The organism is Pseudomonas sp. PDM13 (genome assembly GCF_025685765.1).
Lineage (GTDB): Bacteria > Pseudomonadota > Gammaproteobacteria > Pseudomonadales > Pseudomonadaceae > Metapseudomonas > Metapseudomonas solani.
Genome location: NZ_JAOTQU010000017.1, coordinates 113,134 through 126,594, shown reverse-complemented (window position 1 = coordinate 126,594; position 13,461 = coordinate 113,134). Strand labels below are relative to the sequence as shown.

Here is a 13,461-nt window from a genome sequence, read left to right as displayed (position 1 = left end):
CCGCGCCTCGCTTCCCGGGTTCCACCCACCGATCACGCGGCGTGCACGGCCGCATTGCGCAACGGCCACGGCACAAATAGAATGCGAAGCATTCCTATTTGATCCACCCCCGAATTCCCTTCCGGAGCCTTCCTTGACCAGCAGCCAGGCCGCCCCCGAGCAGGCGTTGCACAAGCTCTACAGCGACCACAACGGCTGGCTCCGGAACTGGCTGCAGCGCAAGCTCGGCTGCCCGCAGAGCGCCGCCGACCTGGCCCAGGACACCTTCCTCAAGGTGCTGCTGGGGCGCGAAGCGCACAGCATTCTCGAACCGCGCGCCTTCCTCACCACCATCGCCAAGCGCGTGCTGGCCAACCACTACCGCCGCCAGGACATCGAGCGCGCCTACCTGCAGGCCCTCGCCGCGCTGCCGGAAGAGGAAGTGCCCAGCGAGGAAACCCGCGCCATCATCCTGGAAACCCTGATGGAGCTGGACCGCCTGCTCGACGGCCTGGCCCCGCTGGCGAAGAAGGTCTTCCTGCTGGCCCAGGTGGACGGCCGCACCTACGTCGAGATCGCCGAGCAGCTCGGCCTCTCCCTTTCCAGCGTCAAGCGCTACATGGCCAAGGCCGCTGAGCGCTGCTACTTCGCGGAGTGCCTCTGATGGCCCTGCGCAAGCCCGGCGAACAACGCATCGCCCCCGCCATCGCCGCCCAGGCGGTGCAGTGGCTGGTGGAGCTGCAAGGCGGCACACCTTCGCGCCAGCGCCAGGACGCCTGGCAACGCTGGCGCGCCGCCGACCCGGAGCATGAGCGCGCCTGGCAGCGCATCGAATCGGTCAACCAGGGCCTGCGCGGGCTGAACACCCCCAGCGCCCTCGCCGCCCTGGACGCGCCCTCCTCGCGCAGCCGGCGTGATGCGCTGAAGCTGCTCACCCTGCTGGTGATCGCCGGTGGCGGTGCCCTGGCGGTACGCGAAAGCGACCCGCTGCTGGCCCTGCGCGCCGACCAGAGCACCGCCGTGGGCGAGCGCCGCAAGCTGACCCTGGCCGATGGCTCGACCCTGTCACTGAACACCGACAGCGCGCTGGATATCCGCTTCGACGCGCGCCAGCGCCTGCTCCACCTGCGCCAGGGCGAAATGCTGGTGGAGGCCGTGGAAGAGGCGCGGCCACTGCGGGTGGAAACGCCCCAGGGGCTGATCCTGCTCCACGGCGGCCGCCTCGCCGTGCGCCTGCAGGAGAGCCGCAGCCAGGTCAGCCTGTTCACCGGCGAGGCCCAGGTGTTCAGCCATGGCCAGCGCCTGGCGCTGCAACCCGGCCAGCGCCTCAACCTCGACGCCCGTGGCAGCGGTGCGGCCCAGGCGGCGGACGAAAACAGCGTGGCCTGGATCAACGGCATGCTGGTGGCCAGCGCCATGCGCCTGGGCGACTTCCTCGCCGAACTGGGCCGCTACCGCCACGGGCGCATCGGCTGCGACCCGGCCATCGCCGACCTGCGCCTCTCCGGCACCTACCCGCTGGACCACACCGACAGCATCCTCGCCATGCTGCCGCGCACCCTGCCGGTGGAGGTGCGCAGCGTCACCCGCTACTGGATCAGCGTGCACCCCAGGGCCGCGTCCTGAGCCGCGCACCGGCACCGCGAAAACTTTTTTCATCCACCTGAACCTTTTTCCCGGCCTCGCGTGACAGGGAAGGCAAAACCCCTTTCCCTCTCCCGAACGAGTGCCGCCATGACCGCCGCCCCCACCCTTCGCCGCTTCGCCCGCACGCCCCTGGCCCGCGCCATGCAACCGCTGCTGCTGGGCCTGAGCCTGGCCGCCGCCGGGCTGCCCGCCATTGCCAGCGCCCAGGGCCTGGCGATCGGCGCCGAGCGCCGCCAGGCCTTCGACATCCCGGCCGGCGGCCTGGAGCCCGCGCTCAACCGCTTCGGCCGCGAAGCCGGCGTGCTGCTGTCCTTCAGCCCGGAGCTGACCCAGGGCCGCAGCACCCAGGGCCTCAAGGGCGAGTTCGCCGTGGCCGAAGGGCTCGACCGCCTGCTCGCCGGCAGCGGCCTGCGCGCCGAGGCCGGTGAAGGCGGCTTCAGCCTGCACATGGCCGCCGAAGGCGCGGCCCTGGAAATCGACCGCCAGGTGGTGATCGGCTCCCGTGCACCGGTAAGCATCAGCGAGCTGCCGGGCACCGTGTGGGTGATCGACAGCCACCAGTTGCAGGAGCAGACCAAGGCCGGCGTGCCCTTCAAGGAAGCCCTCGGCCAACTGATCCCCGGCATGGACATCGGCCCCCAGGGGCGCACCAACTACGGCCAGAACATGCGCGGCCGCAGCGCCCTGGTGATGATCGACGGCGTGTCGCTGAACAGCTCCCGGGGCATCAGCCGCCAGTTCGACTCCATCGACCCGTTCAACATCGAACGCATCGAAGTGCTCTCCGGTGCCAGCGCCGTGTACGGCGGCGGCGCCACCGGCGGCATCATCAACATCGTCACCAAGCGCGCCGAGGCGGGTGATGTGCGCTTCAACAGCGAGGTCGGCGTGCGCACCGGCTTCGAAACCCACCAGGACCACGACTGGCGCGTGGCCCAGTCGGTGAGCGGCGGCAGCGAGCAGGTCAAGGGCCGCCTCTCGGTGGCCTACCAGAAGAACGGCGCCGCCTACGACGGCAACGGCGACCAGGTGATGCTCGACATCACCCAGACCGACCTGCAGTACAACCAGGCGGTGGACGTGATGGGCAGCCTGGACTTCGCCTTCGCCAACGGCCAGAGCCTCAACCTGGGCATGCAGTGGTACGACTCCGGCTACGACGGCGACAAGGGCGTGAACCTGGGGCGCAACTTCCAGGGCCTGCGCGGCCAGGTGCCTTTCGAGGTGGAAGGCGGCGCCAGCTTCGACCGCGAACCGCACACCGAGCGCCAGCAGTTCAACGCCACCTGGCACGTGCCCGAAGTGCTCGGCCACGATTTCTACCTGCAGGCCTACTACCGCAGCGAGGAGATGGCCTTCCAGCCGTACCCGAGCGTCGCCTTCGGCAGTGGCGGCGCCATCGACACCGCGCGCTCCTACTACTCCGCCTCGCAACAGGACACCGATTACTTCGGCCTCAAGTCCGTGCTGGTGAAGGAATGGGATCGCGTCAGCCTGACCTACGGCGCCGACTTCGAGTGGGAGAGCTTCGACTCCGACCAGGCCATGTTCAACCTGACCACCGCCGCCGCCACCGGCGGGCTGGTGGCCGATGAGTACGCGCGCATCGGCCGCTACCCGGGCATCGACACCGACAGCAAATCGCTGTTCGCCCAGACCAGTTGGAAAGCCACCGACGACCTGACCCTCTCCGCCGGCATCCGCCACCAGCGCATCGGCAACGACGTGGGCTCTTTCGTCGCCGCGGCCCAGCAGGTGCAGATCAGCAAGGGCAACGGCACCAGCGCCGACGCCGTGCCGGGCGGCTCGAAGGATTACCAGGTGGACCTGTACAACGCCGGCGCCGTCTACAAGCTGAGCAAGGCGCAGCAGGTGTGGGCCAACTACTCCGAGGGCTTCGAACTGCCCGACCCGGCCAAGTACTACGGCCAGGGCAGCTACACCCTGGTGGGCAACCACTGGACCCTGGGCCGCCACGTCAACGTCAAGGACTCCGCCCTGGACGGCATCAAGACCAAGCAGATCGAGCTCGGCTGGCGCCACTACGCCGACGGCCTGGATGCCCAGCTGGCGGCCTTCTACGCCTGGTCGGACAAGAGCATCACCTACAACCGCACCACCCTGCTGGTGGAACAGTTGGACAACAAGAAGCGCAACTACGGCCTGGAAGGCCAGGCCAACTACTGGCTGAACGACAACTGGCAGATCGGCGCCAGCGCCCTGGCCATCCGTTCCCAGCAGAAGATCGCCAACCGCTGGCAGAAGCAGGATGTCACCGCCGCCAGCCCGTCCAAGCTCACCGCCTTCGCCGGCTGGCAGAACGGCGAAACCAGCCTGCGCCTGCAGGCCGTGCGCAGCTTCAACCTCAGCGACGACGGCAACGTCCTGGCCAACGGCAACTTCGACGGCAACGACCACAAGATCGACGGCTACACCACCTTCGACCTGCTGGGCAGCCAGGTCCTGCCGGTGGGCACCCTCAACGTCGGCATCCAGAACCTGCTGGACAAGGACTACACCACCGTCTGGGGCCAGCGCGCCCAGGTGTTCTACGGCACCGCCGCCACCGCCGACCTGTTCGACTACCACGGCCGTGGACGCACCTACAGCCTGAGCTATAGCGTCGAGTTCTGATGCCCCTTGCAGGCCCCGGGCTGAAGCCCGGGCTACGCGTGTAGGTTGGCCACACTTCGTGGGAGCGAATTCATTCGCGAAAAAGCCGGCACTTAGCCGGCTTTCAAAACAGCATGGGTTTCGCTGCGCTCTACCCATCCTACGGGCTGTATGTAGGTTGGCGCCGAGCGCAGCGAGGCCCAACGGCGCCAACCACCACCCCACCGCGCCGCCCCTGTAGGGGCGACTTCAGTCGCCAAGCGGGCCGCAGGCCCGCCAGCGTCAGGCCATCAAAGCAGCGCCATCACCCCACCGCCCAGCGGCAGTAGCGCCACCAGGGGCAGCACCCAGCGGCTGTGCCAGGCCAGCAGGGCCACCAGCAGCAGAGCGGCAAGCATCACCTGGCAGAGCCAGAGGATGGTGCCGATCTCGCCACCCTGGTCACTCACCGCCAGGGCCAGGCCGATGGCGAAGGCGAACACTGCGACGACACGCAGCAGGCGCACCCGCGCCTCGGGCAGCGGGCCCTGGAACACCACCTTGTGGTGGCGGGACATGGCCAGGCTCAGCGCCGTCATGGCCAGGTAGCAGAACGCGAATCCGAGCAGCAGCATCAGGCGCCCTCCTCTGCCAGTTGGCGGCGCACGCGCGAGGCGGGCACGGCACGGGGTTGCGAGCGGCGCCAGGCCAGCGCCACGCAGAGCAGGCCGCAGCCGAGCAGGGCCAGGTCGATGCCCGCCAGCGCCCAGTCGCCACGTGCGGCGCTGGCCAGCAGGATGGCCTGGCCACCGGTGAAGGCATTGAGCAGCGGCAAGCCGAGGGCCAGCAGGGCGAAGACGGCGAGCAGGTCGCGCGCCACCTGGCCGCTGTTGCGCCGCAGCACCGCCCAGAGCGCCACCAGCAGCCAGGAGCCGACGAAGACATAGGCCTCCGCGCTGGCACGAGCGGCCAGGTCGGCGGGGAGCAGGCGGTTGCCGCAGAGCAGCGCCAGGCTGGCGATGGGCAGGCCGCCGATCACCGCGCCGTTCAGTGCACGCACCAGGCCGATGCCCCGGCTGCCGCGCGCCTCGCGCTTGGTCAGCCACACCTGCAGGCCGCCCACCACCATGGCGCAGCCCATCAGCCCCAGCAGCAGGTACAGGGCGCGGACGATCTGCCCGCCGAACTGAGCCATATGCAGGTTGCTCAGCCAGACGAAGCTCTGGTAGCCGGCCAGGTAGGGTTTCTGCTCGTGCAGCAGCTCGCCGCTGCCGGCGTCGTAGGAGAGGGTCCAGAGGAAGTCCACCACGCGGCTGCGCTCGTAGCGGCGGATGTCCACCACCGCCGCTTCGTCGCCCGGGTGGTGGATGCTGATCCAGCCCGGCTCGCCACCGCCCCAACGCTGCTTGGCGTCCAGCACCAGACCGTCGAGGGACACCGGCGGCGGTGCCGGGCGCTTCACGTCCTCGCGGCTGTACTGGCCGATCACCTCGTTGAAGAAGGTGGTGGTGTCGCCCTTGTAGGCCACCTGCATGCCGGCGGGCATGTAGTAGATGACGAAGATGGCCAGCCCGGTGTAGGCGATCAGCAGGTGGAACGGCAGCCCCAGCACGCCGAACAGGTTGTGGGCGTCGAGCCAGGCACGCTGGCCGTTGGCCTTGGGCCGCAGGGTGAAGAAGTCCTTGAAGAAGCGCCGGTGGATGATGATGCCGCTGATCAGCGCCACCAGCATGAACATGCCGGCGAGGCCGACGATGTAGAGGCCGGCCATCCCGGCGTGAAGGTTGTAGTGCAGGACGAACCAGAAGCTGCCGCCGAGGGTTTCCGGCAGCACCTCGCCCGTGGCCGGGTCGAGGGCGAAGCGCTGGAACTCGCTCTCGTCCGCCGGCTCGTAGCCGGCCCACCAGAAGGGCTCGCGCTCGCTCGGCGGGCGCATCCACAGGGCGTGGGCATCGGGCGCCTTGGCCAGCAGCCAGTCGCGCACCTGGTCGATGGACAGCGCGTGCTCGCCCCCCTCGTGCAGGGTCGGGCGCATCCAGCGCTCCAGCTCCTTGTCGAAGCAGGCGATGCTGCCGGCGAAGAGGATGACGAAGAGCAGCCAGGACGGCAGCAGCCCGCCCCAGGTGTGCAGGCCGGCCATGGATTGACGCAGGCTCATGGGCGCACCCCGTAGCCTTCCGGGACGAAGGCGGCGAGCGCCAGCGCCAGGGTCAGGCCGCCGAGCACCAGCCAGGCACGCAGGGCCGAGCGGGCACCGAAGGCGTAGAGGATGGCCACCGCGTACACGGCGAAACAGCCCAGGCTGGCGAAGGTGACCCGGTCGGCACGGATCAGCGGCAGATAGACGGCGAGGAAGGCGGTGGCCGCGTAGGCCACCGCATATCCGCCGAGGATCGCCGCCAGCACGCGCGAGGCGACGGCCCAGGGCGTGGAGGGGTTGGCTTTGCTCACGTCGTTCCTTTCATCAGTGGTTTACCAGTTGTAGGTGGCGCTGGCGGTCAGGGTGCGACCGTAGCCGTAGTAGCAGGCCTGGGTGTCGCAGGAGCTGGCGTAGGACTTGTCTCCCAGGTTGCTGGCGTTGAGCGCCAGGCGCACGCCGTCCAGTTCGTAATGGAGGCTGGCGTCGAACAGGGTGTAGCCGCCGGTCTCCACCTCCATTACGCGAGGCCCGTAGAGGCCGAAGAAGGGGTTCTGCCCGGTGAAGGAGGTGGCGCCGATGTAACGCGCGCCGCCGCCAACGCCGAAGCCTGCCAGTGGACCGCCCTGCAGGGTGTAGTCCAGCCACAGGCCAGCCTGCTCGCGGGGCACGAACTGCAGGCGTGCGCCCTCTTCCCAGGCGTTGACGCTCTTCTGGATACGCGCATGGGTGCGGCTGTAGCTGGCGGTCAGGTCGAGGCCGTCGGCGAGGTTGGCCAGTGCCTCGATCTCCAGGCCCTTGCTGCGCACCTCGCCCACCTGGCGGCGCTCGCTGGGGTTGTTGGGGTTGCTGCTGACGACGTTCTGCTTGGTGATGTCGAACAGCGCCAGGCTGACAAAGCTGCGCGCGCCCTCGGGCTGGAACTTGATGCCCACCTCGTACTGCTTGCCGGTTTCCGGGTCGAAGGGCTGGCCGCTGACCGGGTCGCTGGAGGTGCTGGGGTTAAAGGACTCGCTGTAGCTGACGTAGGGCGCCAGGCCGTTGTCGGCGACGTAGACCAGGCCGACCCGGCCGGTGAAGGCCTCATCGTCACGGTTGGTGCGCGAGCCGTTGAGGTTGCTTTCGGTGTCGCTGCGGGCCAGGTCGTAGCGGCCACCCAGCAGCAGGTGCCAGTGGTCGTCGAACCTGATCTGGTCCTGGGCATAGAAGCCGGTCTGGCGCCGAGTGATGTCGTTGTCGGCGTCCTTCGCCGGCCAAGGCACCGCCTGCCCGTAGACGGGGTTGAGCAGGTTCAGCGTCGGCGCGCTGCCGAAGCGGCTGATCTCGTTGGAGGAGACGCGACGCCAGTCCACGCCCAGCAGCAGGGTGTGGGCCAGGGCGCCGGTGCCGAAGTCGACCTGGGCCTGGTTGTCCAGCGTCCAGCCGTCGAACTGTTCGTCCTTGTCGTTGGCGGTGCGCGCCAGGGTGGTGCCGCCGAAGGACACGCCGCTGTTGTTGAGGTAGCGGTAGTCGAAGTTCATCCGCTCGTAGCGCATGTTCTGGCGCAGGGTCCAGCTGTCGTTCAACTGGTGGGAGAGCTCATAGCCGAAGGAGGTGTAGGCGCGGTAGAAGCGGTTGAAGCTCGGCTCGCCCTCGTAGAAATCCTCGTCGCGGTTGTAGGGCAGGCGGAAGGCCTTCACCAGCACCGGGGAGAAGCGGCGGCTGAAGGCGAAGTCGCCCTCGTCCTTCTGGTACATGCCGAACAGGGTCAGCTCGGTGTCGTCGCTGGGGCGCCAGGTCAGGGTCGGCGCCAGGGCCTGGCGCTGGTTGCCGACCTTGTCCACCTGGCCGTTGGCGTCGTTGCCCAGCAGGGTGACGCGATAGAGCAGCTGGCCCTGGTCGTCGAGAGGGCCGCCGAAGTCGCCGGCCAGCTCGCCCAGGTCGTCGCTGCCGGCGCGCAGGCGCACTTCATGCAGCGGGGTTTCCGGCGCGCGCTTGCTCACCAGGTTGACGATGCCGCCGGGCTCGCTCTGGCCATAGAGGACCGAAGCCGGGCCACGCAGCACTTCCACGCGCTCCAGCAGGTAGGCATCCGGACGCGCCAGGCCGTAAGTGCTGCGGTTGAGCATCAGCCCGTCGCGGTAGGTGGAGCCCTTGGCGTCGAAGCCGCGCAGGCTCATCCAGTCGTAGCGCGGGTCGTAGCCATAGGGGGTGCTGACGCTGGGGCTGTAGCGCAGGGCCTCTTCCACCGTGGCGACGCCGCGGGCCTGCATCTGCTCGCGGCTGATCACGGTGATGGACTGCGGGGTCTCGAGGATCGAAGCGTCGGTCTTGGTGCCGGTGCGGGTGCGCTTGGCCACATAGCCGCCCACGGGGCCGACTGCGGAGTCGCCCACCTGGTTGCCCGTGATGTTCACGCTGTCCAGTTCCACCTGTCCGTCCTCGACCTTGGCCGCCTCCAGCCGATAACCGCCATCCGCCGCCTGCACCACACGCAGGCCGGAGCCCGCGAGCAGGCGGGCGAAGCCCTGCTCCACCGGGTAACGCCCCAGCAGCCCGGCACTGCGCCGCCCGGAGGTAAGCGCCGGGTCGAAGCTCAGCAGCACCCCGGCCTGGCGGGCGAAGGCGTTGAGCGCGGCATCCAGCGAACCGGCGGGTATCTGGTAACCCTGGGTGGCCGGTGCGGCGAGCACCATGGCCGGCAGGGCCGCCAGGGGCAGGCTGAGGCTGAGCAGCGCCGCGCGCACGGCGCGGGCGAGGGAATCCGGGGAGCGTTGAACGGCCATGTTGAGTCCTTCGAAAGCCATGAAAGTTGGTTTGCGAGGGGGAGGCCGAACGAAACCCGGAAACCTGCAGAACTTTCTGAGAATTATTTTCACCTGCTAAGGAAATGCAATTCCTTTCTGCCGGAATGACGTAGAAATCTGTCGATCATGCGGGCGTCGCGCATCAGCCCGTGGCGGGGGCCAGGGTGACCCACCAGCGGGTGCGGTAGATGACCTGCACCGGCAGGGTGCGCGCCACGGCGGCCAGGGCGCGCTCGCTGTCGTCCAGGGGGAACACCCCGGAGATGCGCAGCGCAGCGACAGCCGGGTCGCAGCGCAGCACGCCATGGCGCTGGCGATCGAACTCGGTGACGAACTCGTCCAGGCGCATGTCGCGGGCCACCAGCACGCCGTCCACCCAGCTGGCGCGGTCGCTTTCGGCACGTTGCGGCTCGGCCATGCCATGGGCGTCGAACTGGCTCTGCCAGCCCTCCCCCAGCAGGCGGGTGGCGCCTTCGCGAGGTTGAACCTCCACCGCACCGGCATAGACGGCGAGCAGGACGCGGTCCGGCCGCTGGCGTACCAGGAAGCGGGTACCCAGGGCGCGCAACACGCCGGGCCCGGTGTCGACGAGGAACAGGCGGCGCGCCGGGTCAGCGGCTGTCTCGACTAGGATCTCGCCCTGGTACAGGCGCAGCAGGCGGCGGTCGGCGTCGTAATCGATGTCCACCGCACTGCCGGCGTTCAGGTGCAGGCGGCCGCCATCGGGCAGCGTCACCGAGCGGCGTTCACCGGTGCCGGTGCGCAGGCTGGCCAGCCAGGGCTGGAAGGCCGCCGGGCCCTGTACACCGAGCACCCCGGCACCGCCGGCGGCGATCAGCAGGGCCAGGGCCTTGAGGGCGCGGCGGCGTTGCGGGTCGTGCTGGGCGCCATCGAGCGCGGCATGGCCGAGGGCGGCGGGAATGGTGGAGAAGCGGCCGCCCAGGGCTTCGAGGCGCTGCCAGGCGAGTTCGTGTTCGGGGTCGATGCCGCGCCAGTGCTGGCAGGCGGCGAATTCCTCGGCCGGGCAGGTGCCGGAGGCCAGGCGCACGCGCCAGGCGATCGCCTGCTCCACCACCTGCGGGTTCAGCGCGCTCATGAATAGAGCGCCTTGTAGCAATGGGTCAGGGCCAGGGTCATGTACTGCTGGATGGAGCTGATGGACAGGCCCATGCGCTCGGCGATCTGTGGATAAGTGAGGCCATCCAGCTGCGACAGCAGGAAGGCTTCGCGCACGCGGGGCTTGAGGCCGTCGAGCAGGCGGTCGATCTCCAGCAGGGTTTCGAGGATCAGCTCACGGGACTCGGGCGAAGGCGCCTCGTGTTCCGGCAGCCCGGCCAAGGCTTCGAGGTAGGCACGCTCCAGGCTGGCGCGGCGGTAATGGTCCACCAGCAGGCCCCGGGCGATGGTGGCGAGGAAGGCACGGGGCTCGCGCACCTCGCGACTTTCCCGCTGCTGCAGCACACGCACGAAGGTGTCCTGGGCCAGGTCGGCGGCGTTGTGCGGGCAGCCGAGGCGTTGGCGCAGCCAGCCCAGCAGCCAGCCATGGTGGCCCCGGTAGAGATCGGCGATGGGAGATGCGGGTTGCAGCGGCACGGCTGACCTCGGACGGGAGCTGATCGCAAATGCGAAATAATTGCAGTTGCGAATGCTGTCACGCCGTCAGCCGGGCACGCAAGTGCCAGTACGAGTACGACCCTGGGTTGGCCATTGGCGACGCCGGTCAGGCGCTCGGCTTTCCGTTCGTCAACACGGATCGAACTTTGCAGAGCCACACCCAGTCAATCGCTCCATGCGTCAACAACTCAGGTAGCTCGCCATGTACAACCCCTTTCAGATTCTGACCGATGCCTTCCAGGCCGATTACCGGGTCAACCTCAGCCTGGAGCGCCTGGACGGCAACATCATGCTCACTCTCACGGATGAAAGCGGCGTGGTGGCGCGGCGCATGATCAGCCCCGCGCAACGCAACGACCCGAAGCGCCTGGAGCGGGTGATCGAGAGCATCCGTTTCGGGATCGCGATCGAAAAAGGGCACAACGTCGGCGAAATGCTCAGCGCGATGACCAGCGGCAAAAGCATTCCGCCCATCGCCAATCGCCAGCCCGGGCGGGTCACCGGCCCCCTCGCCGTCGGCATCTGAGCGCCCGGGCGGGCACTCGGGCTCAGGCCTCTTCTTCGCCGCGCGTGACCTGCAGGCGGCGCCGCGGGTTGACGCTGTCGCTGGCTTCCGAGGGGAAGCGTGACGAGGCGAAGCGCACCACCAGGATCGACAGCGCCAGCAGCAGGATCGCACCGCAGACATACACGATGCTCTCGTCGGGGCGGTTATGGTGCGAAACGTCGGAGATCAGCAGGCGCGTCAGCGCGGTGATCGCCACGTAGATCAGGAAGCGCACCGGCATGTGGTTGGTCTTGAAGTAGATTCCCACCATCGCCCCCAGCTCCAGGTAGATGAACAGCAGCAGGATGTCATCGACCGTGATGTGCCCCTTCTCCACCATCCCCAGGAATGCCACCACCGCCGCCCAGGCGGTAATCCCCCCGATGGCGAACAGCGCCAGGTAATGGAAGCTCTCCACCAGCAGGTTGCCCAGCGACTCGGCCAGCCCGTGCACGTTGTTGCGCAAGTCTTCAGCCCATTTGATTTTCACGATCCAGCTCCTCGGTACGTCTTGGTGGCGATGGTGAATCACCGGGATGACGATCAGACCTTGCAGGATGGAGGCCAGCGGTCCCGGCCCCATGAGATGCGCGGGTGCGGCCTAACGCCACGGGACAGGTTGTCGCAGGGGCGACGAGGAGCAGGACAGCGGCGCTGGCATGACCTATGAATGAGAGCTGTTGACGGAGAAATCCGACCCATATACTGTACGCACATCCAGTATCTTACAGACCGATTTCAAAGGTGAGAGGTGATGAATGGCCGTCGAAGTGGTGTACCGCAGCAGCCGCGACCCGGAGCGCTTGTTCATGGATAAAGCCGAAGCCGACCGTTACGACAAGATGCTCGAACTGGCCGAATCCCTGGCCACCGTTCTGAACAAGGCCGTGCCCTCGCTGAGCGAGCAGCAGGTCGAAGAGCTGGGCATCTACATGGCCCGCAACCGCGACATCTTCGCCCGCGCCTTCAAGAACCAACCCGATGCCCTCGCCGAGCTGGACGCCCCTCCCGCCGACGAGTGACCGAACCCCCCTCATTGCAGGCATGCCCGTCCTGCACCGAGCCCGCTGCCCCAGCGGGCTTTTTTTATGCCCGGCAAAAGCCCGCGCCGGCACCTTGCGCCGTTTGTTCAAGCCCCTGGCCACCGCCCGATCGCATGCTGCAAGCCCCTTGTGAAGGAGCTTCGCCATGCGCCGTCTGTTCGCCTGCCTCTATGCCCCGGTCTTTCTCCTCGGCTTTCTCGCCCTGGCCCTGTGGATGACCGAGCACCTGCCCTTGCCCTGGTTGCTGCTGGTGCTGCTCCCCGCCATCACCGTCTGCTTCCTCGCCGAAGCCTGGCTGCCCTACGAACGGGCCTGGAACCGCAACCACGGCGACCGCCTGCGTGACTCGCTGCACGCGCTGGTCAACGAAGGGCTCAACTGCCTGGGCATCCTGGCGATCCCGTTGAGTGCGGCGCTGCTGCCCGACATCGGGTTCTGGCCCCACCACTGGCCGCTGGTGCTGCAACTGCTGGTCGCCATCCTCGCCGCCGACCTGGGCATCACCCTGATGCACTACGCCAGCCACCGCGTCGGCTTCCTCTGGCGCCTGCACGCGGTGCACCACAGCGTGAAGCGCATGTACGGTTTCAACGGCCTGATGAAGCACCCGCTGCACCTGGGCGCCGAGGCGCTGGCCGGCACCCTGCCGCTGTTGCTGCTGGGCATGCCGGAACAGGTCGCCGCCCTCCTCGCCCTGGCCATCACCCTGCAGCTGCTGCTCCAGCACAGCAACGTCGACATGCGCATCGGCGCCCTGCGCCACCTGTTCGCCTGGGCACCGGTGCACCGCTTCCACCACATGAAATACGGCCGCGCGGGCGACGTGAACTTCGCCCTGTTCTTCAGTTTCTGGGACCGCCTGCTGGGCACCGCCTTCCACAGCGACTACCGCATGCACGGCGACGACCTCGGCATCGGCAGCCGCCCCGACTACCCCGACGCCTACCTCGCGCAACTGGCCGAACCCTTCCGTAAAAGCACGGGCGAACACCCCGCCCCGGAGATTCCCCAGGGGTTGATGCGTTTGTAGGGCGGGTGAAACCCGCGAAACCATGCGCCACAAATGTCGGGTTGCACCCGACCTACAGGCCTGTCCCGACGTCCCGAAAAGCGGGC

13 protein-coding genes are annotated in these 13,461 nt (G+C 68.1%); 6 read left to right on the top strand and 7 right to left on the bottom strand.

From position 1 onward, the window contains the following. Nucleotides 1-133 precede the first annotated feature (133 nt). The 3 genes from OEJ36_RS18360 (at nt 134) to OEJ36_RS18350 (ending at nt 4,260) form a co-directional block, all read left to right on the top strand. Complete coding sequence (locus OEJ36_RS18360; RefSeq protein ID WP_263402729.1) at nt 134-643, top strand: sigma-70 family RNA polymerase sigma factor; 510 nt, start codon at nt 134-136, stop codon at nt 641-643. Next, nucleotides 643-1,605, top strand: coding sequence for a FecR domain-containing protein (locus tag OEJ36_RS18355; protein ID WP_263402728.1), 963 nt, complete (start codon nt 643-645; stop codon nt 1,603-1,605). The genes OEJ36_RS18360 and OEJ36_RS18355 overlap by 1 nt, the downstream gene beginning before the upstream one ends. 468 nt (nt 1,606-2,073) lie before the next feature. Continuing rightward, complete coding sequence (locus tag OEJ36_RS18350; protein WP_263402764.1) at nt 2,074-4,260, top strand: TonB-dependent receptor; 2,187 nt, start codon at nt 2,074-2,076, stop codon at nt 4,258-4,260. A 269-nt stretch (nt 4,261-4,529) separates the two neighbouring features. Here OEJ36_RS18350 and OEJ36_RS18345 read toward each other — a convergent pair whose 3' ends face one another. The 6 genes from OEJ36_RS18345 to OEJ36_RS18320 all read right to left on the bottom strand — a co-directional run bounded on the left by OEJ36_RS18345 (nt 4,530) and on the right by OEJ36_RS18320 (nt 10,728). After that, on the bottom strand, nt 4,530-4,853 hold the full coding sequence (locus OEJ36_RS18345; RefSeq protein WP_263402727.1) for a DUF3325 domain-containing protein: 324 nt from the start codon (nt 4,851-4,853) through the stop codon (nt 4,530-4,532). Beyond that, nucleotides 4,853-6,376 (bottom strand): PepSY-associated TM helix domain-containing protein, encoded by a 1,524-nt coding sequence (locus OEJ36_RS18340; protein WP_263402726.1) that lies wholly within the window; start codon nt 6,374-6,376, stop codon nt 4,853-4,855. Before OEJ36_RS18340 ends, OEJ36_RS18345 begins: the two co-directional genes overlap by 1 nt. Further along, nucleotides 6,373-6,669 (bottom strand): DUF3649 domain-containing protein, encoded by a 297-nt coding sequence (locus OEJ36_RS18335; RefSeq protein WP_263402725.1) that lies wholly within the window; start codon nt 6,667-6,669, stop codon nt 6,373-6,375. The genes OEJ36_RS18340 and OEJ36_RS18335 overlap by 4 nt, the downstream gene beginning before the upstream one ends. Nucleotides 6,670-6,690: 21 nt before the next feature. Further along, nucleotides 6,691-9,120: a TonB-dependent siderophore receptor gene (locus OEJ36_RS18330; RefSeq protein ID WP_263402724.1), complete on the bottom strand. Its 2,430-nt coding sequence runs from the start codon at nt 9,118-9,120 to the stop codon at nt 6,691-6,693. A 163-nt stretch (nt 9,121-9,283) separates the two neighbouring features. Next, nucleotides 9,284-10,237, bottom strand: a complete 954-nt coding sequence (locus OEJ36_RS18325; RefSeq protein WP_263402723.1) for a FecR domain-containing protein — start codon at nt 10,235-10,237, stop codon at nt 9,284-9,286. Continuing rightward, complete coding sequence (locus tag OEJ36_RS18320; RefSeq protein ID WP_263402763.1) at nt 10,234-10,728, bottom strand: sigma-70 family RNA polymerase sigma factor; 495 nt, start codon at nt 10,726-10,728, stop codon at nt 10,234-10,236. The genes OEJ36_RS18325 and OEJ36_RS18320 overlap by 4 nt, the downstream gene beginning before the upstream one ends. Before the next feature lie 229 nt (nt 10,729-10,957). Between OEJ36_RS18320 and OEJ36_RS18315 the strand changes: the two genes are divergently transcribed. Continuing rightward, nucleotides 10,958-11,281 carry a DUF3509 domain-containing protein gene (locus tag OEJ36_RS18315; protein ID WP_263402722.1) on the top strand — a complete coding sequence of 108 codons (324 nt, stop codon included), beginning with the start codon at nt 10,958-10,960 and terminating at the stop codon, nt 11,279-11,281. A gap of 22 nt (nt 11,282-11,303) precedes the next feature. On the opposite strand, the gene OEJ36_RS18310 is transcribed toward OEJ36_RS18315, so the two are convergent. Beyond that, complete coding sequence (locus OEJ36_RS18310; protein WP_263402721.1) at nt 11,304-11,792, bottom strand: phosphate-starvation-inducible protein PsiE; 489 nt, start codon at nt 11,790-11,792, stop codon at nt 11,304-11,306. Between the two features lie 268 nt (nt 11,793-12,060). On the opposite strand from OEJ36_RS18310, the gene OEJ36_RS18305 reads away from it, so the two are divergent. Both OEJ36_RS18305 and OEJ36_RS18300 read left to right on the top strand, forming a co-directional pair. After that, the gene (locus tag OEJ36_RS18305) at nt 12,061-12,324 is read left to right on the top strand and encodes a YebG family protein (protein ID WP_021222036.1); all 264 of its coding nucleotides are present in this window, start codon (nt 12,061-12,063) and stop codon (nt 12,322-12,324) included. 166 nt (nt 12,325-12,490) lie between these two features. Next, a complete protein-coding gene (locus tag OEJ36_RS18300) occupies nt 12,491-13,375 on the top strand; it encodes a sterol desaturase family protein (RefSeq protein ID WP_263402720.1) in 885 nt (294 codons plus the stop codon). Nucleotides 13,376-13,461 lie beyond the last annotated feature (86 nt).

Bases quoted from the DNA above. Each gene is read 5' to 3' on its own strand.
- OEJ36_RS18340 (WP_263402726.1), bottom strand. From the start codon at position 6,376: ATGAGCCTGCGTCAATCCATGGCCGGCCTGCACACCTGGGGCGGGCTG.
- OEJ36_RS18300 (WP_263402720.1), top strand. From the start codon at position 12,491: ATGCGCCGTCTGTTCGCCTGCCTCTATGCCCCGGTCTTTCTCCTCGGC.
- OEJ36_RS18330 (WP_263402724.1), bottom strand. From the start codon at position 9,120: ATGGCCGTTCAACGCTCCCCGGATTCCCTCGCCCGCGCCGTGCGCGCG.
- OEJ36_RS18305 (WP_021222036.1), top strand. From the start codon at position 12,061: ATGGCCGTCGAAGTGGTGTACCGCAGCAGCCGCGACCCGGAGCGCTTG.
- OEJ36_RS18345 (WP_263402727.1), bottom strand. From the start codon at position 4,853: ATGCTGCTGCTCGGATTCGCGTTCTGCTACCTGGCCATGACGGCGCTG.
- OEJ36_RS18355 (WP_263402728.1), top strand. From the start codon at position 643: ATGGCCCTGCGCAAGCCCGGCGAACAACGCATCGCCCCCGCCATCGCC.
- OEJ36_RS18325 (WP_263402723.1), bottom strand. From the start codon at position 10,237: ATGAGCGCGCTGAACCCGCAGGTGGTGGAGCAGGCGATCGCCTGGCGC.
- OEJ36_RS18350 (WP_263402764.1), top strand. From the start codon at position 2,074: ATGGCCGCCGAAGGCGCGGCCCTGGAAATCGACCGCCAGGTGGTGATC.
- OEJ36_RS18315 (WP_263402722.1), top strand. From the start codon at position 10,958: ATGTACAACCCCTTTCAGATTCTGACCGATGCCTTCCAGGCCGATTAC.